This window comes from Arthrobacter sp. K4-10C, assembly GCF_059090085.1.
Window position 1 is genome coordinate 148,777 of the sequence record NZ_JBNHFI010000005.1, and the last position, 25,268, is coordinate 174,044.

The 25,268-nt window shown below is 64.0% G+C and carries 27 protein-coding genes; 15 read left to right on the plus strand and 12 right to left on the minus strand.

All coding sequences use genetic code 11. The features are described from left to right. The first annotated feature begins 3 nt into the window (after window positions 1-3). From AC5RUU_RS08425 to AC5RUU_RS08450, 6 genes are all read left to right on the plus strand, one after another. On the plus strand, window positions 4-351 hold the full coding sequence (locus tag AC5RUU_RS08425; protein ID WP_493974751.1) for a hypothetical protein: 348 nt from the start codon (window positions 4-6) through the stop codon (window positions 349-351). A 32-nt stretch (window positions 352-383) separates the two neighbouring features. Further along, window positions 384-656, plus strand: coding sequence for a Sec-independent protein translocase subunit TatA (gene tatA / locus AC5RUU_RS08430; RefSeq protein WP_079596139.1), 273 nt, complete (start codon window positions 384-386; stop codon window positions 654-656). Between the two features lie 48 nt (window positions 657-704). Continuing rightward, window positions 705-1,499, plus strand: a complete 795-nt coding sequence (gene tatC, locus AC5RUU_RS08435) for a twin-arginine translocase subunit TatC (protein WP_493974752.1) — start codon at window positions 705-707, stop codon at window positions 1,497-1,499. Window positions 1,500-1,519: 20 nt separating this feature from the next. Further along, window positions 1,520-4,468 (plus strand): DEAD/DEAH box helicase, encoded by a 2,949-nt coding sequence (locus tag AC5RUU_RS08440; protein WP_493974753.1) that lies wholly within the window; start codon window positions 1,520-1,522, stop codon window positions 4,466-4,468. A gap of 49 nt (window positions 4,469-4,517) precedes the next feature. After that, entirely contained in the window at window positions 4,518-6,173 is a 1,656-nt protein-coding gene (locus AC5RUU_RS08445) for an amidohydrolase (RefSeq protein WP_493974754.1), read from the plus strand. Between the two features lie 99 nt (window positions 6,174-6,272). After that, entirely contained in the window at window positions 6,273-7,016 is a 744-nt protein-coding gene (locus tag AC5RUU_RS08450; RefSeq protein WP_493974755.1) for a polyprenol monophosphomannose synthase, read from the plus strand. 93 nt (window positions 7,017-7,109) lie between these two features. On the opposite strand, the gene AC5RUU_RS08455 is transcribed toward AC5RUU_RS08450, so the two are convergent. The 5 genes from AC5RUU_RS08455 to AC5RUU_RS08475 form a co-directional block, all read right to left on the minus strand. Next, the gene (locus AC5RUU_RS08455; protein ID WP_013600997.1) at window positions 7,110-7,457 is read right to left on the minus strand and encodes an RNA polymerase-binding protein RbpA; all 348 of its coding nucleotides are present in this window, start codon (window positions 7,455-7,457) and stop codon (window positions 7,110-7,112) included. Between the two features lie 244 nt (window positions 7,458-7,701). After that, the gene (locus tag AC5RUU_RS08460; RefSeq protein WP_493974756.1) at window positions 7,702-8,649 is read right to left on the minus strand and encodes an SPFH domain-containing protein; all 948 of its coding nucleotides are present in this window, start codon (window positions 8,647-8,649) and stop codon (window positions 7,702-7,704) included. A 33-nt stretch (window positions 8,650-8,682) separates the two neighbouring features. Further along, window positions 8,683-9,144: an NfeD family protein gene (locus tag AC5RUU_RS08465; protein WP_493974757.1), complete on the minus strand. Its 462-nt coding sequence runs from the start codon at window positions 9,142-9,144 to the stop codon at window positions 8,683-8,685. 126 nt (window positions 9,145-9,270) lie between these two features. After that, window positions 9,271-10,155: a putative RNA methyltransferase gene (locus AC5RUU_RS08470; RefSeq protein ID WP_493974758.1), complete on the minus strand. Its 885-nt coding sequence runs from the start codon at window positions 10,153-10,155 to the stop codon at window positions 9,271-9,273. A gap of 40 nt (window positions 10,156-10,195) precedes the next feature. Next, window positions 10,196-10,876, minus strand: a complete 681-nt coding sequence (locus tag AC5RUU_RS08475) for a peptide deformylase (protein ID WP_493974759.1) — start codon at window positions 10,874-10,876, stop codon at window positions 10,196-10,198. A gap of 51 nt (window positions 10,877-10,927) precedes the next feature. On the opposite strand from AC5RUU_RS08475, the gene AC5RUU_RS08480 reads away from it, so the two are divergent. Continuing rightward, entirely contained in the window at window positions 10,928-11,341 is a 414-nt protein-coding gene (locus tag AC5RUU_RS08480; RefSeq protein WP_493974760.1) for a nuclear transport factor 2 family protein, read from the plus strand. Between the two features lie 34 nt (window positions 11,342-11,375). On the opposite strand, the gene AC5RUU_RS08485 is transcribed toward AC5RUU_RS08480, so the two are convergent. The 5 genes from AC5RUU_RS08485 to AC5RUU_RS08505 form a co-directional block, all read right to left on the minus strand. Beyond that, complete coding sequence (locus tag AC5RUU_RS08485) at window positions 11,376-12,524, minus strand: FAD-dependent oxidoreductase (protein ID WP_493974761.1); 1,149 nt, start codon at window positions 12,522-12,524, stop codon at window positions 11,376-11,378. Window positions 12,525-12,526: 2 nt separating this feature from the next. Beyond that, window positions 12,527-13,204 (minus strand): class I SAM-dependent methyltransferase, encoded by a 678-nt coding sequence (locus AC5RUU_RS08490; RefSeq protein WP_493974914.1) that lies wholly within the window; start codon window positions 13,202-13,204, stop codon window positions 12,527-12,529. A gap of 16 nt (window positions 13,205-13,220) precedes the next feature. Then, on the minus strand, window positions 13,221-14,456 hold the full coding sequence (locus AC5RUU_RS08495; RefSeq protein WP_493974762.1) for a type III polyketide synthase: 1,236 nt from the start codon (window positions 14,454-14,456) through the stop codon (window positions 13,221-13,223). A 742-nt stretch (window positions 14,457-15,198) separates the two neighbouring features. After that, a complete protein-coding gene (locus AC5RUU_RS08500) occupies window positions 15,199-15,744 on the minus strand; it encodes a dihydrofolate reductase family protein (protein ID WP_493974763.1) in 546 nt (181 codons plus the stop codon). 437 nt (window positions 15,745-16,181) lie between these two features. Continuing rightward, entirely contained in the window at window positions 16,182-16,331 is a 150-nt protein-coding gene (locus tag AC5RUU_RS08505; RefSeq protein WP_493974764.1) for a hypothetical protein, read from the minus strand. A 280-nt stretch (window positions 16,332-16,611) separates the two neighbouring features. On the opposite strand from AC5RUU_RS08505, the gene AC5RUU_RS08510 reads away from it, so the two are divergent. The 4 genes from AC5RUU_RS08510 (at window position 16,612) to AC5RUU_RS08525 (ending at window position 21,187) form a co-directional block, all read left to right on the plus strand. Next, a complete protein-coding gene (locus AC5RUU_RS08510) occupies window positions 16,612-16,884 on the plus strand; it encodes a hypothetical protein (RefSeq protein ID WP_493974765.1) in 273 nt (90 codons plus the stop codon). A 246-nt stretch (window positions 16,885-17,130) separates the two neighbouring features. Then, window positions 17,131-19,458 carry a bifunctional polysaccharide deacetylase/glycosyltransferase family 2 protein gene (locus AC5RUU_RS08515; RefSeq protein ID WP_493974766.1) on the plus strand — a complete coding sequence of 776 codons (2,328 nt, stop codon included), beginning with the start codon at window positions 17,131-17,133 and terminating at the stop codon, window positions 19,456-19,458. Next, a complete protein-coding gene (locus AC5RUU_RS08520; RefSeq protein WP_493974767.1) occupies window positions 19,455-20,525 on the plus strand; it encodes a chitinase in 1,071 nt (356 codons plus the stop codon). The genes AC5RUU_RS08515 and AC5RUU_RS08520 overlap by 4 nt, the downstream gene beginning before the upstream one ends. A 68-nt stretch (window positions 20,526-20,593) precedes the next feature. Beyond that, a complete protein-coding gene (locus tag AC5RUU_RS08525; protein WP_493974768.1) occupies window positions 20,594-21,187 on the plus strand; it encodes a hypothetical protein in 594 nt (197 codons plus the stop codon). Between the two features lie 2 nt (window positions 21,188-21,189). Here the strand turns inward: AC5RUU_RS08525 and AC5RUU_RS08530 are convergent, their stop codons facing one another. After that, window positions 21,190-21,663 (minus strand): VOC family protein, encoded by a 474-nt coding sequence (locus AC5RUU_RS08530; RefSeq protein WP_493974769.1) that lies wholly within the window; start codon window positions 21,661-21,663, stop codon window positions 21,190-21,192. Between the two features lie 70 nt (window positions 21,664-21,733). Here AC5RUU_RS08530 and AC5RUU_RS08535 point away from each other — a divergent pair, with 70 nt between their 5' ends. Both AC5RUU_RS08535 and AC5RUU_RS08540 read left to right on the plus strand, forming a co-directional pair. After that, window positions 21,734-22,138 carry a DUF3054 domain-containing protein gene (locus AC5RUU_RS08535; RefSeq protein ID WP_493974770.1) on the plus strand — a complete coding sequence of 135 codons (405 nt, stop codon included), beginning with the start codon at window positions 21,734-21,736 and terminating at the stop codon, window positions 22,136-22,138. Window positions 22,139-22,253: 115 nt separating this feature from the next. Next, window positions 22,254-22,535 (plus strand): Lrp/AsnC family transcriptional regulator, encoded by a 282-nt coding sequence (locus AC5RUU_RS08540; protein WP_493974771.1) that lies wholly within the window; start codon window positions 22,254-22,256, stop codon window positions 22,533-22,535. A gap of 3 nt (window positions 22,536-22,538) precedes the next feature. Here the strand turns inward: AC5RUU_RS08540 and trpD are convergent, their stop codons facing one another. Continuing rightward, window positions 22,539-23,594 carry an anthranilate phosphoribosyltransferase gene (trpD, locus tag AC5RUU_RS08545; protein WP_493974772.1) on the minus strand — a complete coding sequence of 352 codons (1,056 nt, stop codon included), beginning with the start codon at window positions 23,592-23,594 and terminating at the stop codon, window positions 22,539-22,541. Window positions 23,595-23,742: 148 nt separating this feature from the next. Between trpD and ctaE the strand changes: the two genes are divergently transcribed. Together ctaE and qcrC are read left to right on the plus strand one after the other, a co-directional pair. Then, window positions 23,743-24,381: an aa3-type cytochrome oxidase subunit III gene (gene ctaE, locus AC5RUU_RS08550; protein WP_188729654.1), complete on the plus strand. Its 639-nt coding sequence runs from the start codon at window positions 23,743-23,745 to the stop codon at window positions 24,379-24,381. Window positions 24,382-24,467: 86 nt separating this feature from the next. Beyond that, on the plus strand, window positions 24,468-25,256 hold the full coding sequence (qcrC, locus tag AC5RUU_RS08555) for a cytochrome bc1 complex diheme cytochrome c subunit (RefSeq protein ID WP_493974773.1): 789 nt from the start codon (window positions 24,468-24,470) through the stop codon (window positions 25,254-25,256). The last annotated feature ends 12 nt before the right edge of the window (window positions 25,257-25,268 follow it).

Consider the following 25,268-nt stretch of genomic DNA (forward strand, 5'->3'; position numbering starts at 1 on the left):
AGCATGCCTTGGTGGTCCTGGATCCTTTTGTGGGTGGCGCTTGTTGCGCTTGCCCTGCTGTTCTATGTCCTCCTGGGCATCCGTCTCTTCCGCCAGTTCATGGCCACCGTCAAGGACCTGGGGGCAGCGGGTGAAAGGCTGGGTCAGCTGGGACCCCGCCAGGAACAGGTGGAGCCGGCGGAGCCACGGGGCGGGATGCCCGGGTCGGCAGTTTTTGCCTCACCTGCCGTCATGCGACATGATTACGAGGCGTCCACGTCAGCGCGGCGGGAAGAACGCCGCCGCCGGCGGATCCAGCGCAAGGCGGACCGGGGCCAGCCGCAGGCGCTCGGGGATCTCGACTTCACATAGAAGTAGGATGTATTTAGAGGAAAGGATTTCCCATGGGAAGACTCTTTGATGGCCCCTGGCCAATCGTCATTATCATCGTCGTCGCGTTGCTGCTCTTTGCCGCGCCCAAGCTTCCGGCCATGGCACGCAGCCTCGGCCAGTCCATGCGGATCATCAAGTCCGAGGTCAAGGAAATGAAGAACGACGGCAAGACCGACACCACCGACGCCTCCGGCCCGGTGGAAGGCACCGTCGTGAACCACCCCAAGGCGAAGCCCGGTGAGCCGACAGACGGCACGGACGTTCCGCCGTCGAACCGCGCCTGACCCCCAGTGGCACTGTCGCGGGCCCGTAAAGCCAACCCTGAGGGGCGGATGTCCCTCTGGGACCACCTCAAGGAACTCAAGAACCGGCTGATCAAGTCGGCCATCGGCGTCGTCCTTGGCGGCATTGGGGGCTGGATACTTTACGATCCGCTGCTGAAGGCGCTGGCTGACCCCGTCAACCGCATCTCCCAGCAGACCGGGGGACTCTCGGCAATCAACTTCGGAACCATCGCCTCCCCGTTCGACTTCAAGCTGCAGATGTCGCTCCTCATCGGGGCCGTCATTTCCAGTCCCATCTGGATCTATCAGCTCTGGGCGTTCATCACGCCAGGGCTCACGTCAAAGGAACGACGGTACACCCTGGGCTACATGGCGGCAGCGGTTCCGCTGTTCCTCGCCGGAATCTGGGCAGGGTGGCTCGTGGTACCACAGGTGGTCCGGGCGCTGACCCAGTTCACACCGGACGGCTCCTCAAGCGTCATCGACGCGCGGACATACATTGAGTTCGTCACCCGGATGGTGCTGGTCCTGGGTATCGCGTTCCTGGTTCCGGTGGTGCTGGTGGGCGTCAATATGGCCGGCGTCATCTCCGGCCACACCATCCTCAAGGCATGGCGCATCACGGTTTTCCTGGTCTTTGTCCTGGCCGCCATTGCGGCACCCGGGGCGGATGCGATTTCCATGTTCATGCTTGCCGGCCCGCTGCTGGTCCTCTTCTTCGCGGCCATCGGCATTTGCCTCATGAACGATAAGCGCCGTGCCCGCCGCCAGGCCAAGAAGGCTGCGGAGACCGAGGCCACGGCGGGCATCGCCACCCCGAGCAGTGAGCTGAAGAACCTCTGAGCTCCCATTAGGCTTGGTGTATGTCCACCAACACCGGTCCGGTGCCTTCCGGTCCATCCTCCAGCGGACCATCCTCCACGGCTTCCAACAATGCTGACGAGCCCTCACCCGCGGAAAGGTATCGAGCCAGCGCCGAACGCAGGGCCGAGGCGGCAACGGACCTCGGGGCTTTCATCCGCACACTGGACTTCGAGCTTGACGACTTCCAGAAACAGGCATGCCGCTCCCTGCAGGACGGCAGGGGAGTGCTGGTGGCAGCACCCACGGGCGCAGGCAAGACCATCGTGGGGGAGTTCGCCATATACTTGGCGCTCGGCCGGGGCCTCAAGGCGTTCTACACCACCCCCATCAAGGCCCTGAGCAACCAGAAGTTCACCGAACTGGGCGAGAAGTACGGTTCCGACAACGTGGGACTGCTTACCGGCGATACCAGCATCAACGGAGATGCTCCCGTGGTGGTCATGACTACCGAGGTCCTCCGAAACATGCTCTACGCGGATTCCGCCACGCTTGACGACCTGGGCTACGTCGTGATGGACGAGGTGCACTACCTCGCCGACCGCTTCCGCGGGGCCGTCTGGGAGGAAGTGATCATCCACCTTCCCAGTGAAGTGCAGGTTGTTTCGCTCAGCGCCACAGTCTCCAACGCGGAGGAATTCGGAGCCTGGCTGGATACGGTCCGTGGGGATACCGACATCATCGTCTCCGAGCACCGGCCGGTTCCCCTCTGGCAGCATGTCATGGTGGGCCGGCAGATCATGGACCTCTTCGCCGGGGAAACCACCTTTGATGAGATCGCCCCGCCGGTGGAAGCGGACGGGCCCCAGCAGGCACCCACCAGGGATAACGCCGGCAAGAACCGGGGCTTCGACGTCAACCCGGACCTGCTGGCGGTCGCCCGCAGTGAGAGCCAGCAAATTTTGCGGAGCAGGCCCGGCCCCGGAGGCCGGGGCCAGCGAGGCCGGCGCGGCAATGACCGCCCTCTCCGGGGCGCGGAACAGACCGGAGTGCGGCGGGCCAGCCGCCCCCAGGTCATCGCCAGCCTTGACAGAATGGACCTGCTGCCGGCCATCACCTTCATCTTTTCCCGGGCCGGCTGTGACGCGGCCGTTGCCCAGTGTGTTGCGTCGGGGCTCTGGCTGACTACGGAGAAAGAGCAGCGGATCATCGCCCAGCGGGTTGACGAGGCCGGGCACGATATACCGTCGGACGACCTCGACGTCCTGGGGTTCTGGACGTGGCGGGACGGGCTGCTTCGCGGGTTCGCCGCACACCACGCCGGCATGCTGCCCACCTTCAAGGAGGTAGTGGAAAAGCTGTTCGCAGATGGCCTGGTGAAGGCCGTCTTCGCAACTGAGACCCTCGCACTTGGCGTCAACATGCCGGCCCGTTCGGTAGTACTTGAGAAGCTGGACAAGTTCAACGGTGAAGCCCACGTGGACATCACGGCAGGCGAGTATACCCAGCTGACCGGACGGGCGGGGCGGCGCGGGATCGACGTCGAAGGCCACGCGGTGGTGCTGTGGCAGCCCGGAACTGATCCGACGGCGGTGGCAGGCCTCGCCTCGCGCCGCACCTACCCGTTAAACTCGAGCTTCCGGCCTACCTACAACATGAGCATCAACCTCCTGGCGCAGTTTGGCCGTGCCCGGGCGCGGGAGATCCTTGAATCCTCTTTCGCCCAGTTCCAAGCCGACCGTTCCGTGGTGGGACTGGCCAGGCAGGTGCGCAGCCGTGAAGAGTCCCTGGCGGGCTACGCCAAGTCCATGACCTGCCACCTAGGTGACTTCACGGAGTACGCACGGCTGCGCCGGGAGTTGTCTGACGCTGAAAACGCCACCTCCCGGACGAAGTCACGCGCCCGCAAGTCGCTCAGTGACGACTCGCTGGCCCGGCTGCTGCCCGGCGACGTGGTGAATGTGCCGGGCGGGAGGGCGCCGGGCCCTGCCATCGTGCTAAGTTCCGACCACAGCGGCCGCGAGCCCCGGCCCGCTGTCCTGACCCTGGACAACCAGCTGCGCAGGATCAGCACCGACGACCTGGAAGGCCCCATTGCGCCGGTAACCAGGATCCGGATCCCCAAGTCGTTCAACGCCAAGGTGCCGAAGTCCCGGCGGGACCTTGCGTCCTCTGCCCGGAATGCCCTGCGGGAAAACCGCCCTCCTGCCCCGGGACAGAACCGGAACAATGACTTCGGGCTGGCAACCGCGCTGCCCAACCAGGAAAAGCGCATCGCAGATCTCCGGCGCGCCCTGCGTGCACACCCGTGCCATGGGTGCAGCGAGCGTGAGGACCACGCACGGTGGTCTGAGCGCTGGTGGAAGCTTCGGCGGGAAACAGACGGACTGGTCAGGCAGATCCAAGGCCGCACCAACACCATCGCCAAAACCTTCGACCGTGTTTGTGATGTCCTCTCTGCCTACGGCTACCTTGAGGACGCAGGGGAGGGCCGGCTCCTTATTAGCCCGGACGGCCAGCGCCTGCGGCGGATCTACGGTGAGAAGGACCTGCTGATTTCGCAGTCCCTGCGGCTGGGCGCCTTCGACGACCTTGACGCCGTGGAGGTCGCGGCCCTTGCCAGTGTGCTTGTCTACCAGGCCAAGCGAGAGGACCGCGGGCTGCGGCCGCGGATGCCCAGCATCTCCCTTGAAACTGCGGTGGACATCGTCGTAAGGGAATGGTCTGCGCTGGAGGACGTGGAAGAGGAGAACAAGCTTCCGCTGACCGGTGAACCGGAGCTGGGACTGGTGTGGCCCATCTATAAATGGGCACGCGGCCGCCATCTGCAGGATGTCCTGAACGGCACCGACCTGGCGGCGGGTGATTTTGTCCGCTGGGTCAAACAGGTGGTTGACCTGCTGGACCAGCTCGCCAAGATTCCCGGCCTTGAGCCACGCCTCGCCAGGCTCTGCGCTGAGGCCATCTCGCTGATCCGCCGCGGCGTCGTGGCGTATTCCTCCGTCCTCTAATCCCTCGTCGGCTCCCGCCGGCCCGCAATCTCCAGGAGCCCTGCCCCGTATGCCCCACCCCGTTCCCGCCAGCCCAAACCGTCCACAAGCCGTCCTGTACCGCAACGGCTCCGTCTACACCGCTGCCGACCCTTTTGCCACGGCCATGCTCGTGGACGGTGGCACCGTCGCGTGGGTGGGTTCCGAGCAGGCGGCCTCCTCCATCGCAGACAGTTCCATGGACGTCATCGACCTGCGGGGCGCACTCGTGGCGCCAGGATTCGTCGACTCGCATATGCACCTGACTGAAACCGGGATCGCACTGGATTCCCTGCAGCTGGGCGGGATTTCTTCAGCGCGGGAGCTGTTGGATGCCGTAGCATCAGCGCCGGGCGACGGCCCCGTCCTGGGCCATGGCTGGGATGAGAGCACGTGGGAGGACGCTTCCCTGCCCACCGTGGAGGAACTGGAACGGGCTTCGGCTGGCCGGCCCGTCTACCTCTCCCGGGTGGACGTGCACTCTGCCCTGGTCTCGGCGTCCCTGGCCCGGTCCGCGGGACTGCAGGACCAGGACGGGTTCGACGGCGGCGCCCGGGTCAGGCGTGCCGCACACACCGCAGCTCGCCAGGCCACCCGTCGGCTGCCAGCGGAGGATCTCCGCCGGCACCAGGCGCGCGCACTGTCAGAGGCGGCAGCCAACGGCTATGTCGCTGTGGCGGAAATGGGCGCCCCGCACATCGGCGGTTCCGACGATCTGCACCTGGCCGCAGCGTGGAACACCCCAGGACCGGATGCCGTGCCTCGTCCGGAAGTCCTGCCGTACTGGGGTGAACTGGCGTCCTCGGAAGACCACGCCCGCCGCCTCGTGGAAGGGTTCGGCTTTGGACTCCGGGGACTGGCCGGCGACCTGAACATCGATGGGTCGGTGGGGTCGCGCACTGCCGCCTTGCGGTCCGGCTACAGTGATGCTCCGGAAGAGAGGGGCTCCCTCTACCTGAGTATGGAGGAGGCGGCGGCCCATCTGGCCGCCTGTTCCGTTCTGGGCATCCAGGGTGGCTTCCACGTCATCGGTGACGCCGGCCTGGATGCGGCATTGTCCGCTTTGGACCTTGCAGCCGCGGAGGTGGGGGAGCAGCGCGTCCGGGCGGCCGGCCACCGCTTCGAGCACGTGGAAATGGTGGACGGACCATCCGTGGAAAGGCTTGCCCGCTACTCCGTGACGGTCAGCGCCCAGCCGGCGTTCGATGCCGCCTGGGGCGGCGCGGGCGGCCTCTACCAGCAGCGCCTGGGGGAACGCAGTGCCGCCATGAATCCGTTCGCCACGCTTTACGCGGCCGGAGTCCCTGTCTGTTTCGGCAGTGACAGCCCGGTGACTCCGCTGCGGCCTTGGTCCAGTGTCCGGGCGTGCCTTGAGCACCACAACCATGATGAGCGGATTTCTGCCCGCGCCGCGTTCCTCGGCCATACGCGCGCCGGCTGGCGGGCGGCCAAATACCAGGATCCGATGGCGGGACAGCTCGTGCCCGGCGCTCCTGCCAGTTTCGCCGTGTGGGAGGTGGAGGAACTGATGGTGCAGGTGGCCGACGGGCGTGTCCAGTCCTGGAGTACTGATCCCCGCGCCCGGACTCCTCTGCTGCCTGCCTTGGATACCGGCACCGACCCGGCGTGCCTGCAGACGGTACGGAACGGCGTCGAACTTTTCTCCAGCCCGGGCCTGCGTTCCTGACCCTCCACCCCGCCGCCCTATAATGGGTAGTTGCGCCTGCCGGCGGCTTGCCAAGCCCATCAGGTGCACACCGACCGCTCCTCCCAGGAAAGGCCCTCTGTGCGCGTCCTTACGATCATTCCCACCTACAACGAACTGGAATCGCTGCCCAAGACCCTTCAGCGGCTCAGGAAGGCTGTTCCGGCGTCGGACGTCCTGGTGGTGGATGACAACAGCCCTGACGGCACCGGCAAGCTTGCGGACACAATCGCAGCCGAAGACTCCCAGGTGCACGTTTTGCACCGCAAAGGCAAGGAAGGCCTGGGTGCCGCGTACATCGCGGGGTTCAAGTGGGGCCTGGACGCCGGATACGACGTGCTCGTGGAGATGGACGCGGACGGCTCCCACCAGCCCGAACAGCTGCCCCAGCTTTTGGAGGCCATCGATCAGGGCGCGGACCTCGCCATGGGTTCCCGCTGGGTGCCCGGCGGAAGTGTCGTGAACTGGCCGTTGTACCGCCAGGCGATTTCACGTGTTGGCAGCACCTACGCCCGTCTCATGCTGGGTTTGAAGATCAAGGATGTGACCGGCGGCTACCGCGCCTTCCGGCGGACAACCCTGGAGAAGCTCAACCTGGACCAGGTGGACTCTGTTGGCTATGGCTTCCAAGTGGACCTGGCCTGGCGTGTGGCACGTATGGGCCTGCGCATCGAGGAACGTCCCATCACGTTCGTGGAGCGGGAACTGGGTGCCTCGAAAATGAGCGGCAACATCGTGGTTGAAGCCATGATCAATGTCACTAAGTGGGGGCTTGCAGCCCGCTGGAACACGCTCATCAGGAAAAAGGGCGCAGGCCAGCCGTAACGGCCACTTCCTGGACAACAAAGGGCCGGCCCAGCACCGTAGGTGCGGGGCCGGCCCTTTTGCTCTGTTCGACTTGCGCGGAGCGGCGAGACCCTAAGCGGAGCGGCGCTCTCCACGGCGTTCGCGCAGGATGGTCAGGCGGTCCTCGAGGATCTGCTCAAGTTCGGGCAGGGAACGGCGCTCCAGCAGCATGTCCCAGTGCGTACGGACAGCCTTGTCGTTGCTGGTGTCAGGGCGTTCGCCGTCAACCAGAAGGGCTTCCTTGCCGGTCTTGGAAACCCATACAGGAGGAATTTCAGCTTCGGAGGAGAAGGTGACGAAGACCTGTTCGCCGTCCTCGCAACGGTACTCGACGCGCTGGCGCGGAGCCGGCTCAACTCCGGACTCGGTCTCCATGCTTTGCGCACCAAGGCGCATACCCCGCAGGCTGCGATCGCTCATGATTTCTCCCTCTTATCGGTTCGCGGAGTAGAACCCCGCGCCAGCCGGTGGCGATGAAGCACCACCGGGCTACTGTGTGCACTGCGCTGCATCATAAGATTCAACGCATTGCGAAGCTTTGTTGTTCCAGCGGATTGCTCCTGCCGGACAAATACCCAATTATACGTGGGTCATGCCGGTGGGACCAAAAGAAGGGAAGGGATTCGCGTATCAATGCGTATCCCTTCCCCCCTGCCGGCGATGCTTATGGTTCTGTGGGTTTCGCTCCCACTTCGTCAAAGAGGCCGCCCGTTGCCCCGGGATCCGGGTTGGTACCGCCCAGCGCGTTTCCGATACCCTTCAGGGCTTCGCCGACTTCGCTGGGGATGATCCACAGCTTGTTGGATGTCCCTTCCGCCAGCTTCGGCAGGGTCTGCAGGTACTGGTAGGCCAGCAGCTTCTGGTCGGGGTTGCCCCGGTGGATGGCGTCAAAGACCTTTTGGATGGCCTGCGCCTCACCGTCGGCGCGGAGGATTGCTGCCTTGGCATCGCCTTCCGCTGCAAGGATGGACGCCTGCCGCTGGCCCTCGGCGGTGAGGATTGCTGACTGCTTGGTCCCCTCGGCGGTGAGGATCGCTGCCCGGCGGTCACGCTCGGCCCGCATCTGCTTCTCCATGGAGTCCTGGATGGAGTGGGGCGGATCAATCGCTTTGAGTTCCACGCGTGAAACCCGGATTCCCCAGCGGCCGGTGGCCTCGTCCAGGACACCCCGCAGTTGGCCGTTGATCTGGTCACGCGAGGTCAGGGCCTCTTCCAGGTTCAACCCGCCCACCACGTTGCGCAGCGTGGTGGTGGTCAGCTGCTCCACTGCCTGGATGTAGTTGGCGATTTCGTAGGTAGCGGCGCGCGGGTCAGTGACCTGGAAGTAGACCACGGTGTCGATGGAGACCACCAGGTTGTCCTCGGTGATCACCGGCTGCGGCGGGAAAGACACCACCTGCTCGCGGAGGTCCAGCAGCGGCAGGAGCCGGTCCACGAAGGGAATGAGGATTGTGAGGCCGGGATTCAGTGTGCGCTGGTACTTTCCGAGCCGCTCCACCACCCCGGCCCTGGCCTGCGGAATAATCCGGACCGAACGGACCAGGACGATAATCACAAACACGATCAGGACTACCAGCACGATGGCCAAGGCCGCTCCTCCTGCGTTTTCCATACAACTCCTTTTTCCCCAATTGATAAGGCTGTGTCAGGACGTGCTGGTGGCTGGCGGCGCCGAAACCACTGCGGTGGCGCCGTCGATGGCCGCTACCACCACTTTTTGTCCGGCGGGCAGGACGCCCGCCGCCGAGCGTGCACTCCAAATGTCTCCGCCGATTTTCACCAGGCCGCTGTCCGACGTTACGGCTTCCATTACTACCGCCTGCTCGCCGATGAGCCGGTCCACGTTGGTCCGCTGCTCGGCCGGGCCCTTCTTTAGGTGGGACAGTGCCACCGGGCGGACGAAAGCAATCATGAGCAGGGATACCACGCAGAAAACAACGATCTGCAGCCAGCCGTCAGCACCTGCAAAGTCGGCCACCAGGGCAGCCAGGGCCCCGCCGCCGAGCATGATGAAAAACAGGTCAAGCGTGATCATCTCGATCACTGCAAATGCCAGGAAAGCCGTGAGCCACAGGGCCCACCAGTTTTCCCCCAACCATTCGAACACTGTTGCCCCCTTCGCCACCGGGGCACGCGTCCGCGGACCCTCAGGTAACTGTCCTTTTATCCTAGTCCGGGGCCGGGGTGCGTGGGCTTGGTCACGTCTGTCACGGCAGGGATAGTGGCCAAGTTGTTACGCGGTGGCGGGGTGCCTGGGCCGGAAAACCGTGAGCCTGAACTTCGCTTCCGTCCGCAGGGGCTCGGGCTGGCCTTCAAGCCGTGCAGTGATCTCCTGCCGGCCCGTATGGTGCCCGGCAGGCCCCATGAACGCCAGGTCCGCTGCGTCCTTGTGGCTAAGCGCCAGGGGGATATCGACGTCGGCAGTTTCCTCCAGCGTGAAGTATTGGGCCACGGCAGCGGCCAGCCGTGCGTCCTTGCCCTCCTCGAGGGTAAGCATCCCGGCAAGGGCTGCAATACCGGCAAGATGGCCCTCGCGGGGGGTGACCACGACCAGGCGGCCCCCGGGCCGGAGCACGCGCGCGAACTCGGCAGCGTTGCGGGGCGCAAACACCACTGTGACGGCATCAACCGAGCTGTCTGCCAGCGGCAGGGGCTGCCAGATGTCCCACACCAGGTTGACGGCCTCAGGGTTGAGCCGGGCTGCACGGCGCAGCGCGAACTTGGAGATATCCAGGCCTGCCGCAGCCACGTCCCGGCCTTGCGCGGCCGCAGTATCCAGCAGTTCGCGCAGGTAATGCCCGGTTCCGGTGCCCGAGTCCAGCACGGCTGCACCGTGGTCAGGCAGGAAAGGCACGACGGCGGCTGCCACAGCCTGTGCCAACGGCCGGTAATGGCCCTGGCCAAGGAAGTTGAAGCGGGCATCCACCATAGCGGCGGAGTCGGCCTCGAAGGTGGTGCCTTTGCCTACCAGCAGGTTGAAATAACCCTGGCGGGCGGCGTCGAAGCTGTGCCTTGAGGCGCAGGCAAGCTTGCCCTGACCGGGCGTTTGCGGGCCGGAGAAGATCAACGGGTCCGAACAAACCGGGCACAGCAGGGAAAGGTCCGTTGAAGGGGGCATTGCACCATCTTAGGCGGCTGCGTCCGCCCGACCGGGAACCCTAGCTGGCGCTGATGCCCGCCGGTCCGTCGTCGAAGCCGAGGCCTTCCTGCGCCCTGCTGATTCCGGGAGCAGCCCAATGGGCGGCGTATTCGCTGTTGCTGCTGAGCGACCGGAGCTGTGCCCGGTCGATGTACAGGATGCCGTTGAGGTGGTCCGTTTCGTGCTGCACGATTCGGGCCTGCCAGCCGGAAAACTCCTGGCGCACCGCCGCGCCGTCGGGCGTTTCATACTCAAGAAGCACCCGTTCCGGGCGGGCCACCACGGCCTGCAGCCCATTGAGGGACAGGCAGCCCTCGTAGAAGGCGGCAGTCCCGGTTCCCTGCGGAGTGTATTTGGGGTTGAGGACGGCAAGAAACTGAAGCGGGCTGCGGCGGCGCAGGGCGGCAGCCTCCGGGTCGACGTCGTACTGGTCTTCAAGAACCGCAATTTGAAGGGGTATGCCCAGCTGCGGTGCCGCAAGTCCCACTCCGGGCGCTTCGTGCATTACCTGGCGCATGAGCTCGATCAGCCGGGCCAGCTGGTCCGCCGGCAGCTGCCCGTTGTAAGCCGCCGCCCGCTGCCGGAGCGCCGGATGGCCGGCCTGGACGATCGGTGGCAAAGACCCTGCAGAGAGGATACGTTCCACGGATTCGCGAATTTGTTCTTCTGTCAGGGCGGTTCCAGGCGCACTTGCGGTCATGACGAAAGCCTACTGGGCACCAGGGGCCGGGGCTGGGCTAATGTCTATCGCATGCCTGCTTCCCCTTCGCCCGACGCGTCGCCACTTGACTGTGTTCTTGGTTTCCTCCGGGTGCTGGAATCCGGTGGGGGAGCGGCCGGAATCAAACCGTTCCTCGCCGATTCGTTCGTCCTGGTGGAAGCTCCGCACCTGTTGGCTCCGGAGGGGTCAACACGGACTTTGGCGGATGTTTTGGCCGGCGCGGACCAGAGTTCCAAGGTGGTGTCGGACCAGAAGTTCGCAATGCGCCGCACCACATGCGAGGACGGCCGGGTAGCCGTGGAAGCGGACTGGTCCGCCACGGTGCTGATGGATCTCCGGTACTGGGATGCGGGTGAAACCATCCGGGCAAGAACGTCGTCGGTTTTCGAAGTCAGTGACGGCCTGATCGTCAGCCAGGACAGCTACGACTGCTACTTCCGCTGAAGCCGTGGAAAAGGCGCTGCCGGGCAGCCGTTTCCTATTGCATGGTGAACCGGCGCGCCACCCATGCGTTCACCGCGGGGGCTGAAGCAGCGGCCCCAATGGCTGCATTCCGCAGTCGCAGAAGGGCCGGCGGCAGCGGCCGGCCGAGCAGCATGTTGATTTCCGACTGGCGCCTGGCGAGTGCCGCGGCGCGCAGCCGGTCCGCTTCAAACCTTTTGAACCTGCTGGCATCCATCCGGCCGGCCACGGCGTCACGAAGCAGGGGCACCAGCGCCTGGGCGTCCAGCCAGCCTAGGTTCATGCCTTGGCCGCCAATGGGACTGATTTCATGGGCTGCGTCCCCGAGCAGCACCGTCCGTCCCAGCACAGTGCGGCGCGCCAGTGTGGAGCGGACGCTGAAGGCACTGAGCATGGTGTTCGTGCTTGCAGCGGGCAGGATTCCGGTGCGACTCATCACGAGTTCGGCCAAGGCTTCGGCCCCCGCACTTCCTGACGGCTCGCTGAGACGGACCACCCAGCGCCGGATTCCGCCCGGCAGCGGGAACGACTCGACAATCCCGTCGCGCTCCAGGAACAGGACGGCCATCTCCCCGTGGTGGCCAGGGTCTGCAAAGTCGCCCATCACGTAGTGGTCCGGATACGTCTTCCTGCTCACCGGAACGCCCAGGACGTTCCGCAAACGGGACCGGGCGCCATCTGCAGCAACCACCATGGAGGCATGGAATTCCCCGGGACTTGCCGGGGCACCTGCCGCCGGCTCGACCTCGACGGTAAGGCGGCCGCCGTCGTCCACCACCCTTGCGGCTTCCACGCCCCTCACCATTGCTTCCCCGTCCAACTCCCGGAGTCGATCTTCAAGAAGTTGTTCGGTTCTGAACTGGGGGAGGGCAAGCACGAACGGGAAGGACTCCGAGACGCCGTCGAAGGGCATAATGCCCACCGTTTTCCCGCGGCTGACCGCCATTCCCGTCCGGATCGGAATGCCCTCCTTCACCATGTCCTGCGCCACCCCGACGCCATTAAGCGCCATGAGCGCGGGCGGATGGACGCCGATGGCACGCGAGTGGAGGTCCCGGGCCTGCCTCCGCTCAAGCACCCGGACGGTGATTCCCTGCTGGAGCAGCGCGGCCGCGAGGTACAGTCCCACAGGACCGCCGCCCACGATCACCACATCCACCGCCATGATCAGTCCTGCCGGTATGTGAGGACCTGGTGGAAGGCTGCGCTGTGTTCCACGGACCAGCCCGGGGGAGCAAGCGCCGAAAGTTCGGAAGGCGTGTAGCTGCGCCGGATCGAGGTCAGGCCGTCCACCCGTATGTAGGAGCCAGCAAATGGGAGGGCGGCCACCCCGAACAAGGTGAAGGCTGCGGGGCTGCGGCGGAGGTCGTTGTGCAGCACCTTCTTCCCGGCCAGAATTTCGGAATGCGCCAGCAGCTGCTGAAGCTCCGCCGCCGACAAGTGGTGGAGGACGTGGTTCGATATCACAACGTCGTAGGACCTGCCCTCGGTCACGAGGTCGCCGCTGTGCGCCTGCCGAAACTCGACACCCCGAATGGGCGGCCGCTTGTGCGCGAAGGAAGCTGCGCGGGAGTCCGGATCGATTCCCGTGATGTTGAGGGCCAGTCCGTCGCGCAGTGCCCACCGCGCAAGCATGACAGCTACGTCGCCACCGCCCGAGCCGATGTCCACGAGCCGGATCGGTTTCGCCGCAAGCAAAGGACGCAGTTCCCGCCGGTAAAGCCGCCGCCAGCCGCTGAGGGTCCTGTTCACTACCCCGAACTGGCGGTAAGTGTTGTCCAGGCGCCGGGGGTCGCAGTCTGGCAGGTCCATCAGCTCCACGGCGGTGGCGTCCCGCTCCCGCATCAGGAAATCCACCCCGTCAGGCCACCGGAGCTTCGGCCGGCACAGGCTGCCGGAGAGCTGCCAGTTGAGCTGATTGGTGGGCCGTGGCGGCCGTGGGTGCCTGGCGCAGTTTTGTGAACAGGCCCGTCTCCACGGTGAGTCCGGGCCCGAATGCCATGGAGCAGATGCGCCCGCTGCCTGCGCTGCTGCCCGGGGCGTCCCCAGGCGCCGTGTCCTGCTCGAGGATGTGCTTGAGGACAAAGAGCACCGTGGCGCTGCTCATGTTGCCGTAGTTCCGCAGGACTTCGCGGGCCGGAATAAGCTGCTGGTCCGTCAGCCCCAGCCGGGATTGGACCTTGTCCAGGATGCTCCGGCCACCCGGATGGATGCCCCAATGCTGGATGGAGGTGTAAGGGAGTGCCGCCAGTTCCGGCTCCCGGCCCAGGAGAGGTTGCAGGGCCCCCACGATGTGGTCGTCGATGATGTGCGGTACGTAGTTCCCAAGTACCATTTCGAAGCCGTTGTCGCCGATGTTCCAGGCCATCGAGTCCTCGCCCACCGGAGTGAGTACCGTTTCAAAGTGGTCCAGCCGCAGGAGGGCCCTGTCCTCAACACCCGGCCGGGCGGTGACGATGGCGGCAGCGGCGCCGTCCGCAAACAGCGCCGAGCCCATGATGGTATCGGGGTCGTTCGACGTCCGGACGTGCAGGGAGCACAGTTCAGCGCAAACCACCAGGACGACGGCGTCCGGGTCGGCCTCGCAGAAGAGTTTGGCTGCGCGCAGCGCGGGAAAGGCCGCATAGCAGCCCATGAAGCCAAGGTGATAGCGCTGGACCGCCGGATTCAGGTCAAGCTCACGCACAATCTTGTAGTCCGGTCCCGGGTTGAAGAAGCCCGTGCAGGAGACCGTCACCAAGTGGGTGATGTCAGATGCGTCCATTTCAGGAGTGGCGCCCAACGCTGCGCTGGCGGCTTCCACGAACAACTTGGTGGCCTCCCTGGCGAAGATCTCATTTCGGACCTTGGTGCTGGGGTTCAGGAGGAGCCCTGAGGCAGGGTCGTAGAATTGCGGGTCGTCGGAACGGAAGTCGTTGGTGAGTTCCTCGACGGCGGTGAACCGGGTGTCGATGGCGGCCGAGTCAAAGCAGGTGCTCACCAGCCTTGATCCAAGTCTCGTCAGGCCCGGTTGGGCAGCGAAAACGTCACGCGCTTCTGACTGGACCAGCATGGTTTTCGGGACCGCAGTTTCGAGTGATCGCACATAGACCGTCATTGACCCATTCTTAACGAGGCCCCACATTAAGACAATGGCAGAGGCGGCTGACCTGCGGAATTGCCCTTACGCAGCCATTCCAGTGCGGAGGCGGGGGCGGCTTCGGCGCACATTGCAGCGACGCTCTCTCACTTTCGGCGCACATTCAGCGACACTCTCTCACCCGGCCTGCCGGATGTCCTTGGTGCCGCCCTACCAGGGACAACGACGTCCACCTGGCAGCGGCAGGCATCACCAACAACATTCAGCTAGTCCCTCTGCCGTTCCGGACTAACTGACAACTGCCGGGCCAGCGCAGGCAGCGAAAAGCCCCGCAGCACGAGTAGTGGCGGGGCCTCCCTGGCAACCACTCCGCCTGATGGGGGACAGGCGGAGAAGCTGACACCAATCTTAATAGCAAGCATGCTTACCTTTCAAGCCGGCGCGCCGAAGACCGCCTGCCACAATCGAGGCCGAGTTTCCCACGTCGCCGGCGGCGGGACTCGCCATCCGTTGCTGTCGTTTTCAAATGCTGACTTCACAGGATCCCTCTCAATACTGGGGTTGGTGCAGGCGGGTTGTGATCAGTAACGGACCGGTACTCCTATGCGCAAGTGGCCCGTTTGGTCTGTACTCCTGTTCACAATCCGCGACATGCATTTGTCTCGAATCCTTGGGGATTCGGGACGCTGGGGTTATGGGGACGGGGCATTAGCACCGGTCCTTCCTCATACTCCGCGCGGGTTAGGCAACCGGTGCCAAGTCACGGCCTCAGAACTCGAAACCGCATGTCTGTCACTTGTCCGCTCGTACCTGCATGAGTGCGATGCAGGGTCACTCGTGGCCCAGGAGGCGCGCCGAAGAGCGGTACGCCGCCGCCGAGGACGACGGGGACGACTTGGACGATGATTTCGTCTAACCAGCCGCGCTCGAGGATTTGCCTCGCTAGGTTGCCTCCGAAGACCCCGACGTCCTTGGTCCCTGCGAGTTCCTTGGCACGAGTTAGTCCCGTTTCGAGGTCGGTGACCGTTTCAAGTCCCAGCTCGGGGACGATCTCGTGTGGGCGGTGGGTGACCACGACCACCGAACCGGACCAGTCGCCTCCGTAGATACCTGCCACGGCGCCGCCTTCATCAGTGCTTGCGAGGTCATACCAGCCACGCCCGGCCAGGACGGCGCCGGTAGCTCGGGCGACTTTGGCGGCGAGGTCACTCGCGGTGCTGTATTCAGAGCCGCCGGTCCAGGACATGTCGTGCTCGGGGCCAGCGATGAAGCCGTCCACTGACATCGCCACGTGCAGGATGATCATCGTCGTCGTTTCTCCTGCAGTTATGAACAGGAATCAGGTGGTCCGAGAATGGCGTAAGAATGATGGGAGAGTCAACATCTTTCCTCCGGTTGTGCAGAGCAGCCGGCTCTGAAGCAGAGTTATGTCAAGTAAAGCGAGTTGATGCGTTCTCACCGAAAAATCGGGAAAAGGGTATGACGGCTGTTTCGAGACGGGCTCAGGCGCCGAGCGTTCGGCGAGTTTACTTGAGGGCATATCCACATGCGAGTTTTCTTTCGAAGTACCCGCGTCACGGGCAGAATCTGCAAAGGCAGTCACGGGCAGAAATCTGCAAGTCGCAACAGGCCGTGAGGCTGTGGTGCCCGAACTCCACCACCCCTGCCAGCGTGCAGTTCAAACGCCGATAATCTACATTATGTCAAGTAATCCATCTGGCGCCGCTTTCCCCCTGCCCTGAGTCAGCGCCTGGTTCCGATCCCGGCACCCACGACGGCCCCGACGCCCAGCCCTAGTGCAAACCCCACGAACGGGCTGTCGAACACTGCCAGCCCGAGGGTTATGCCGACAGCAGCACCCAGGAGGCAACAGATCCACAGTGGCTTGTTCACGGAACCTCCAAATGGCGGCGTCGGAGCTGAATGGTGTCAACCGCAGATTACTTGAACACCGGCTCCCCGGTACCCACACAGCGGCAAAAGACAGGTAGCCGGCCTGGACGATTCAAGTACCACTTACGGATGCCAACCAGCTCACCGGCTTCTATCGTCACTTGCATACCGCCATTTCCGGCCGCTGTGGGCCGGGCGCATGGTGGTTGACAGCCGACAATTTCGCCAGCTTATGCAGTTGGGCATTGGTGCAAGACTCCATCGAATCGAGGACGTTACCATGCCCCTCTCCCCTGACCATGCGGACGCAGGTGCACTGTTGTCCCTACTCCCCCGGCCTGCCCTTTCCGAGGCCTCGACGACCGCCGTCGAGGCTGCCCTGCGGAATGCCCCGGGCCGGCCGGTGGTCATGCTGCGCCCGGCCCCGGTCAAAGTCCGGGCCACCACCGGTTGCGCCATCGCGTACACGGTAACGCACGTACTGGTTGAGCATTTCGACGACGGCGAGTTCCACCTGCGCTGGGAGGCCACCTGGCTGGTACGCAGAATGTAGCCAACCAAGTATCCAAGTACTCGAATTAGAGTACTACTTACGCATGCCAACGCCGCGCGCCCGCCCGTAGTGTCGTTGGCAGGCAGCCGGCTCCTTCGCCGCTGCCAGCCCTCCAGGTGGGCAGGTCTTGATGATCACTTCTCCTGTGCATTGATAGTCAGTTGGTTCCTTGCAGAAGCTCGAGGACTTAGCCGCCACGTTCCTGGCGCCTCCCGGCCCTTGGTTCAGCTCACACGCGAGGCTTCCATGACACAAGCAGCTCCACATGTTCCAGCCGCATCCGCACCTGTTTTCTTCGATGACAGCGGAAAACGCTGGCGCCGAATTCTAAGCTGCCTGCTCGCGCTGGTGCTGTTGATGGTCCTGTCCGTTGTGATGATCCTCCCGGCCGCGACCGCCCCTGTCCATTCCGCCCACCAGAACCAGGCGGCCGAATTCCCGCGGCAACTCCTGGAACTGCAGGACCTGGAACATATCCCCCGGATCGGCGTTGAATTGGGTGAAGCCACCTTCCACCGGATTGCCGTGGTGGAGCACGAAGATGGGAAGGTGTTGCTGACGGATCCGTTCAGTGACACCGTCTGGCGGGAGGCCACACCGGACGAATCGAAAGTAATCGGCACCAGCCCCTACGTGGTGGAGGCCTACGGCAAGACAAAAGAGCGCACCCTCATGCTGACCTTCGACGACGGCCCGGACCCCGCGTTCACCCCCGAAATCCTGGACCTGCTGTCCCGCGAGGGTGTGCCGGCAACCTTCTTCACCGTGGGCGACAACATCGTCAAGTATCCGGACGTTTTCCGGCGCATGGTCCGGGAAGGGCACATGGTGGGAAACCACACCATGTCCCATATTGACTTCTGGGCCCACGACGATGTCTTTAACCGGCAACAGATCATTGGGACGGACCGCGTTACGCGGGCTGCCGACAACTACGAATCAAGATTGTTCCGTATTCCAACCGGAGACCCGGAGAACAACACCCTGGCACTCCTGCAGTCCCAGCAGTTGGGCTATCTCCACGTCAGCATGGACCTCGACACCCGGGACTGGGAATACTTGCCCACGGACACGATTCCGGTTCCCGAGCTCGACGGCGAAGGCCACATCGTCCTCCTGCACGACGGCGGCGGGGACCGCAGCGGGACGATTGAGATGCTTAAGAAATTCATTCCCAAGGCCAAGGCACAGGGCTACACGTTCACTACCCTCCAGCCACTGCTACCCCCCGAATACGTGCCCCAGCACAGCGTGCCTGCCAGCGTTGAAGACAACGTGACGCTCGCCGCCCTGACAACCTACCTGGTCACTCCCAACGTCCTGCTGACCTGGTTGTTCTGGTTCGGCATCGGATCCCTCACCATCCTGACGTTCCTCTTCGTGGTCCTCGCGCTGATCAGTAACAGGCGCCAGAAGAAACGCGAGTGGAGCGAGATTTACGACAAGGAATGGCCACTGGTCAGCGTGATCCTTCCGGTCTTCAACGAAGAACTTGTGGTGGCCAAAACCCTTACTGCCCTTCAAGCCAGCGACTACCCCCGCTTGGAGGTCATCGCAATCAACGACGGTTCCACCGACGGCACCCTTGCTGTACTCATGGAATATGCCGAGTCGTGGCCCGTACTCCGTGTGCTCGATCAGCCCAACGGCGGAAAAGCTGCGGCCAGCAACCACGGAATCGTGCAGGCACGTGGAGAAGTCGTGGTCACCCTCGACGGCGACACACTCTTCGAACCCCAAACGATAAGAATGTTCGCCCGCCACTTCCTGGCGCCGCGGAATGGCAAGGAAGTAGGTGCCGTCGCCGGCCACGTCAAGGTCGGGAACAGGCGCAACCTCGTTACAGCATGGCAAAGCCTGGAATACCTCTCGGGCATCTGCGTCACCCGCATGGCGGAAGGCCTCATGGGCGCGATATCCATCGTCCCCGGCGCCTGCGCGGCCTGGCGCCGGGAAGCACTGTTGAAAGCGGGGGGCTACTCCCATGACACCCTGGCAGAGGACGCCGACCTGACCCTGTCCCTCCAGCGCCTTGGCTACAGCATTGTCCAGGAAAACGAGGCTGTGGCGTGGACCGAAGCGCCACTGACAGTCCGCGGGCTGTTCAAGCAGCGGCTCCGCTGGACCTACGGCAACTTCCAGACCCTGTACAAACACCGCGGGATGCTGTTCAACCCCAAGTACGGGGCATTGGGTCTGCTCACCATGCCCTATACGCTGATTTCGGTGCTTGTACCGCTGCTATTCATGCCGCTGACGGTGGTGGTCGCTTGCATCAGCCTGGGCCGCGGAGAATGGCAGGCTATCGCGATCTTCTCGGCCTTCGTGGCAGCAACGCACCTGCTGATTTCGATCGTGGCAGTAGTAATGGTGCGGGAGAATCCCCTGCATCTGCTCATGGTCCCCATCTACAGGCTGATCTACGAACCGCTGCGGGCCTACGTGGTGTTCGGTTCAGCGCTCCGCGCCCTGAGGGGCTCGGCGGTCGGGTGGTACAGGCCGGAGCGGACTGACAGCGTTGTGCTGTCCGACCTTCCGGGCCAGCCCGCCCCCCTCTCCCCAAGAACAACGTGAGGCGCGATGCCGGGCGCGCCACCCGCCTCCTCCTGGTGGCCGTCACAGCTATTACCGTGGCAGCCGCCTGCGAATCTGCACACGACAACAGCGGCAGCGGGGAGACCGGCATGAACCACAGTGGTGACTCGCGGGGTTGGTTCGGCGGCTATCTGGATGTCACGCTCCTCCCGGCACTTCACCTCAAGGACACCCCCTCCGGCGGCACGTCCACCACAGTGCTTTCCTTTGTCAGCTCTGATCCTGCCCAACCCTGTGAACCGTCCTGGGGCGGGTCCTTTGATCTGGACCAGGCCAAGGACAAACTGGACCTTGACGCCCAGGTGGACACGTACCGCAAGGCAGGCAACCAGGTGGCAGTGTCCTTCGGCGGTCAAAAGGGCACCGAGCTGGCCGTTGCCTGCACCGACGCCGAGGCGCTGGCCAGGGCCTACACCAAGGTCATCGACAGGTACGGAATCGAGATAGTGGACCTGGATGTTGAAGGTGAGGGAGCCGCAGACCCCGAAGCCGCCGCAAGGCGTGCCACCGCCATGGCCCGGCTCCAGGCGGAGCGGCCGCCAGGCAGGCCCCTGCATGTATGGCTGACCTTGCCCGTGTCCCGCGACGGGCTGACGCAGGCGGCCACGGTGTCAGTGGCCACAATGCTCAATGCCGGCGTGGAGCTGGCAGGAGTGAACATCATGACAATGAACTTCGGCCCCCTCCCTGCGGGTCAAAGTATGCTTGACGCTTCAGTGGGAGCCGCGCAGGCAACCCATCGGACGCTCACTGGGCTCTATAAGGAAGCGGGCCGGCCCGAAGAGGCAGATGCTGTCTGGAACAAGATCGGACTGACGCCCATGATCGGAGTCAACGACGTGGAAGAAAACGTCTTCACGCTTGACGATGCCGAGGGGCTGAACTCGTTCGCAAGGGAACGCGGCATCGGAAGGATATCGATGTGGTCCCTGAACAGGGACCTGGCCTGCGACCCCGACCACCAGGGCCTATCCCACAGCTGCAGCGGCCTGGAGCAGGGACCGGGCATGTTCGCGAAGTTGTTGGGTACCGCATTCAACACATGAGCAGTGAAAGCGGGGCACCCGGGCTTCAATTGATGCTGCCGGGTAGCGACGAAAGCTGGAGGCCGCGGATGCAAAGAAGTGCCTCACCGTTATCGCTGTTGTGCGTCGTGCTCCTGACGGGCGCTGGCTGCGGAGACTCGCCGTCCCCGGCATCCGGGGAGACGGTGGTTCCTGATGCCTTCATCACTGCCTACTCCTGGTATGACAACACGCCCCCTGGCTCCGCCGTCATCAGCAATCCCGTACTGCACGACGCAGCGGGCGGTGCAGGGACATATGAGAATCCGGTAACCATCGCCGTCGGGCATTCCCGGGAGACGGGCACAAGCGTTCTCGATGTTCCCGCTGGAACCCGCATCTACCTGCCTGACGTCCGCCGGTATTTCATCGTCGAGGACGTTTGCGGCGACGGCCCGGCCCCGGAACTGGGACCATGTCACTCGGGGTTCGAAGAGCACGGAGAAGCCTCCATGTGGATTGACATGTGGATCGGCGGAGAAGGCGAAAGCAGGACCTTCGTCGTCGACTGCGCGGTGAAGGTCACCGGTGTGCGCACTGCGGTCTTCAACCCGGGGGACCAGTACGCGGTGGCGCCCGGCAACGGGGTCATCCATGACGGCAAGTGTGACTACGGCTACGGAAACGCCCTGGTTTCCCGGTAGGTTCAGCCGTCGTACGCCTTCTGCAGTTCCGCGACAACCAGTCTTCGCATACCCAGCATGGCCTCCATCGCCCGCTGGGAGCCTTCCGGGTCCGGTCCGGCAATCAATGATGGCAGGACGGAGGGCACAATCTGCCATGACACCCCGAACCTGTCCTTCAGCCAGCCGCACATGCTTTCCGATCCCCCGTCCGTCAAGGCAGACCAGTAACGGTCCACGGCAGCCTGGTCCTCACAGTCCACCACAAAGGACACTGCTTCGGTGAAGCTGGACGCACGCGCACCGTTCAAGGCGGTAAACGCCCGCCCTTCCAGCTCGAAGTCGACGGCGATTGCCTCACCTGCAGCCCCGGGACCACCCTCGCCGAACCGCGACACGTTAATGATTTTCGAATCGTCAAAGACGCTTGTGTAGAACCTCGCGGCCTCTTCCGCCTGGTTCTCAAACCAGAGGCAGGTCCCGATATGACGTGGCATTGTTGCTCCCTTCCGGCTTGAGCCTAATGCGGATCGCTGCGTCCCGGAACGGGAAGCTAGGCTCGGATTCATGAGTTCCCGGAATGTGAAGCCTGCCAAGTCTCCGTTGATCAGCCTGGCGGCAGCAGCCGCAGTGACGGATATAGCGCTGATCCTGGTGTTCGCGGCTGTCGGGCGTGACGCCCATCAGCGCGGGGACGTCATCTCCGGCGTACTGCTCACGGCGTGGCCGTTCCTGGCGGGGGCGGCAGCCGGATGGCTGGCCACCCGGGCATGGCGGGACCCATTGTCGGTACGCAGGGCAGGCCTGGGAGCATGGCTGGGCAGCCTGCTGGGCGGCATGCTGCTGCGCGCTGCCACCGGCCAGACGGTGGTGCTCCCTTTCGTAATTGTGGCGCTGCTGAGCCTTGGCCTCCTACTGGTGGGTTACCGTTCGCTCCTCGCGGCCATCCGGCGCCGCCGCCGGAGCGCGTAACCCGTTGACGGAGCGGCCCGACGCAGGCGGGAGCGAATCGTCGATGTAATAGGCTGGCAGCACTGAAAAGCTTGCCGGGCACTGCCGCGGCACAACTGCTCCGGAGGGATTCAACGTGATCACTGCATTCGTTCTGATCAAGACCGACGCTGCCCGAATTCCCGAGACGGCGGAAGAGATTTCCGCGATTGACGGGATCAGCGAGGTTTACTCAGTGACGGGCGAATGGGACCTGATCGCCGTTGCACGCGTGCACCGGCACGAGGACCTGGCCGACGTCATTGCCGACAAGCTGTCCAAGGTTCCCGCGGTGGTCCACACCACCACGCACATCGCCTTCCGCGCGTACTCCCAGCACGACCTGGATGCGGCGTTCTCGCTCGGGTTTGAGCAGTAGGGCTTATTCCCTGGTCAGGGAGACCCACTTGTCGAGGACGGCAGCCGCAGCGCCGGAGTCCACCGAATCCGCCGCGCGGCCGTAGGCCTTGCGCATCCGGTCCAGGAATGGACCTTCGGCGGTACGGTCGAAAGCCACCAGTCCCGCTGCCGCATTGAGTAGTACCGCGTCCCGGGCGGGACCTTCCTTGCCTGCCAGGACTTCCCGCACAACGGCGGCGTTTGCCTGGGCGTCTCCGCCGCGCAGCTGTTCCACCGTGGCCAGGCTGATACCGAGGTCCTGGGGCGAAAACGTCAGTTCGGTCACGGTACCGTGGCGGATCTCCCACACTGTGGACGGTCCGGTGGTGGTGAGCTCATCCAGGCCGTCATTGCCGCGGAACACCAGGCCCCGGCTCCCCCGCCTCGCGAGCACTCCCGCGACCAGCGGCGCCATCCTGGGATGGGCAACCCCGACGGCGGAGGCCTGCACCTGTGCCGGATTGGTGAGCGGGCCGAGGAAATTGAAGGCCGTCGGAATTGCGAGCTCCCGCCGCGGTACGGCGGTATGGCGGAACGACGGATGGAACACCTGGGCGAAGCAGAATGTGATTCCCGCCTCTTCGGCGTTGCGCGCCACCTGCTCAATAGACAGGTCGAGGCGCACCCCAAGTGCCTCCAGCACGTCAGCGGATCCCGACGACGACGACGCGGCCCGGTTGCCGTGCTTGACCACCTTGGCACCGGCGCCGGCGGCAACAAGGGCAGCCATCGTGGAAATGTTTACGGTGTTGAGTTGGTCACCACCGGTGCCGACGATGTCGAGTTTCTCACCCGAAATAGCGACTGGCTTGGCGTGGGCAAGCATGGCATTCACCAGGCCCGAAAGCTCTTCAACGGTTTCGCCCTTGGCACTGAGGGCCACCAGGAAACCGGCGATCTGCGCCGGCGTGGCCTCCCCGGACATGATGGTGTCCATCGCCCAGGAGGTGTTGTCCGCCGTGAGGTCCCTGCCGCTGATCAAAGACGAGATGAGCCGGGGCCAGGAGTTGGCGGACGCTGCAGAAGCCTGTGAAGTCACCCCCTGATGCTATCGAGGGATGCCGCAGGCTGACCAATGTGAACGGCCGCGGGAACTTTTCGAAGCGATTTCGCGTCTTTGTAGAAAAAGTCCCCCGAAAAGGCGGTTTGCGTTGGGCAGCACGAACTTTTACAGACATAATGTCTATGTGACATCTGCGACCCATGCCCCCAGTACCCCGGCGCACCCCACGCTGAACCGCCCCAATATGGTTTCCGTTGGAACCGTCGTGTGGCTGTCCAGCGAGTTGATGTTCTTCGCCGGTCTCTTCGCCATGTACTTCACCCTGCGCTCCACCAGCGCGCAGATGTGGGCGGACGAGACAGCCAAGCTCAACTTCCCCTTTGCGCTCGCTAACACCATCGTCCTCGTGGCCAGTTCCTTCACTTGCCAGATGGGCGTCTTCGCCGCTGAGCGGCTCCAGCCGCGCCGGACCGGGGGTGTATTCCAGTTCTCCCGCTGGGGAATGAACGAATGGTTCACCCTGACGTTCCTCATGGGCGCGTTCTTCGTCGCCGGCCAGGCCACCGAGTACGCCATGCTCGTTTCCGAGCACGTATCGCTGTCCTCCAACGCGTACGGCTCTGCCTTCTATATGACCACCGGCTTCCACGGCCTGCACGTCATCGGCGGGCTGGTTGCCTTCCTGCTGATCATGGGCCGGTCATTTGCCGCGAAGAAGTTCGGGCACTTCGAAGCAACGTCTGCAATCGTCACCTCTTACTACTGGCACTTTGTGGATGTTGTGTGGATCGGCCTCTTCCTGGTCATCTACGTACTCAAGTAGCCAGCTTTGATTCTTTTTCTACAAGAGGCAGAATTTCAGGTAGCGGCTCCCGGAGCCGGCGCAGGAACGACTAAAGGAACCACCACGTGAAGGCACTCTCACAAAAGCGGCGTCACCCACTTGCAGCCATAGCGCTGCTCCTGATGGGGCTCCTCCTCACGGGTGGGCTGTACGCCGTTGCCACCACCGTCAATGAGGCCAAGGCTTCCACCACCACCTACAGCGCAAACGACGTGGAAGAGGGCGGCAAGCTCTTTGACGCCAACTGCGCCACGTGCCACGGCATGGGTGCAAGCGGAAGCCAGGACGGGCCGTCACTGGTGGGCGTTGGTGCCGCTGCAGTTGACTTCCAGGTGGGCACGGGCCGGATGCCGATGCAGATGAACGGTCCCCAGGCACTGAAGAAGCCTGTCCAGTTCAATGATGAACAGACGCGGCAGCTGTCAGCATATGTTGCTTCCCTGGGAGCCGGCCCGGCAGTTCCTGAGGAACACCTGCTTGACGAGGGCGGCAACGCCGCTGAAGGCGGCGAGCTTTTCCGCACCAACTGCGCCATGTGCCACAACGCTGCCGCCGCCGGCGGTGCGCTGACCCGCGGTAAATTCGCTCCGGCACTGGCCGACGTTTCGGGGAAGCACATCTACGAGGCAATGTCCACAGGCCCGCAGAACATGCCGGTCTTCAGTGACTCGAACATCACGGCTGAAGGCAAGCGCGACATCATCACCTTCCTGAAGCAGATCGAAACCACGGGCTCCCCCGGCGGTGCCGACCTCGGTTCCCTGGGCCCGGTTGCAGAAGGCCTGTTTGTCTGGGTTGCCGGCCTGGGTGTCATCATCGCGTTCACCATCTGGCTCACCTCCCGTACGTCCTGACGTCTGGCCGAG

Coding starts and splice junctions, on each gene's coding strand:
- AC5RUU_RS08475 (WP_493974759.1), bottom strand. CDS start 10,876: ATGACCGCAAGTGCGCCTGGAACCGCCCTGACAGAAGAACAAATTCGC.
- tatC (WP_493974752.1), top strand. CDS start 705: ATGTCCCTCTGGGACCACCTCAAGGAACTCAAGAACCGGCTGATCAAG.
- AC5RUU_RS08425 (WP_493974751.1), top strand. CDS start 4: ATGCCTTGGTGGTCCTGGATCCTTTTGTGGGTGGCGCTTGTTGCGCTT.
- AC5RUU_RS08455 (WP_013600997.1), bottom strand. CDS start 7,457: ATGAGCGATCGCAGCCTGCGGGGTATGCGCCTTGGTGCGCAAAGCATG.
- AC5RUU_RS08525 (WP_493974768.1), top strand. CDS start 20,594: ATGCAAAGAAGTGCCTCACCGTTATCGCTGTTGTGCGTCGTGCTCCTG.
- AC5RUU_RS08485 (WP_493974761.1), bottom strand. CDS start 12,524: ATGGCGGTGGATGTGGTGATCGTGGGCGGCGGTCCTGTGGGACTGTAC.
- AC5RUU_RS08510 (WP_493974765.1), top strand. CDS start 16,612: ATGCCCCTCTCCCCTGACCATGCGGACGCAGGTGCACTGTTGTCCCTA.
- AC5RUU_RS08445 (WP_493974754.1), top strand. CDS start 4,518: ATGCCCCACCCCGTTCCCGCCAGCCCAAACCGTCCACAAGCCGTCCTG.
- AC5RUU_RS08490 (WP_493974914.1), bottom strand. CDS start 13,204: ATGCGGGAGCGGGACGCCACCGCCGTGGAGCTGATGGACCTGCCAGAC.
- AC5RUU_RS08460 (WP_493974756.1), bottom strand. CDS start 8,649: ATGGAAAACGCAGGAGGAGCGGCCTTGGCCATCGTGCTGGTAGTCCTG.
- AC5RUU_RS08535 (WP_493974770.1), top strand. CDS start 21,734: ATGAGTTCCCGGAATGTGAAGCCTGCCAAGTCTCCGTTGATCAGCCTG.
- AC5RUU_RS08470 (WP_493974758.1), bottom strand. CDS start 10,155: ATGCCCCCTTCAACGGACCTTTCCCTGCTGTGCCCGGTTTGTTCGGAC.
- AC5RUU_RS08500 (WP_493974763.1), bottom strand. CDS start 15,744: ATGATCATCCTGCACGTGGCGATGTCAGTGGACGGCTTCATCGCTGGC.
- tatA (WP_079596139.1), top strand. CDS start 384: ATGGGAAGACTCTTTGATGGCCCCTGGCCAATCGTCATTATCATCGTC.
- AC5RUU_RS08495 (WP_493974762.1), bottom strand. CDS start 14,456: ATGACGGTCTATGTGCGATCACTCGAAACTGCGGTCCCGAAAACCATG.
- AC5RUU_RS08480 (WP_493974760.1), top strand. CDS start 10,928: ATGCCTGCTTCCCCTTCGCCCGACGCGTCGCCACTTGACTGTGTTCTT.
- AC5RUU_RS08515 (WP_493974766.1), top strand. CDS start 17,131: ATGACACAAGCAGCTCCACATGTTCCAGCCGCATCCGCACCTGTTTTC.
- AC5RUU_RS08440 (WP_493974753.1), top strand. CDS start 1,520: ATGTCCACCAACACCGGTCCGGTGCCTTCCGGTCCATCCTCCAGCGGA.
- AC5RUU_RS08530 (WP_493974769.1), bottom strand. CDS start 21,663: ATGCCACGTCATATCGGGACCTGCCTCTGGTTTGAGAACCAGGCGGAA.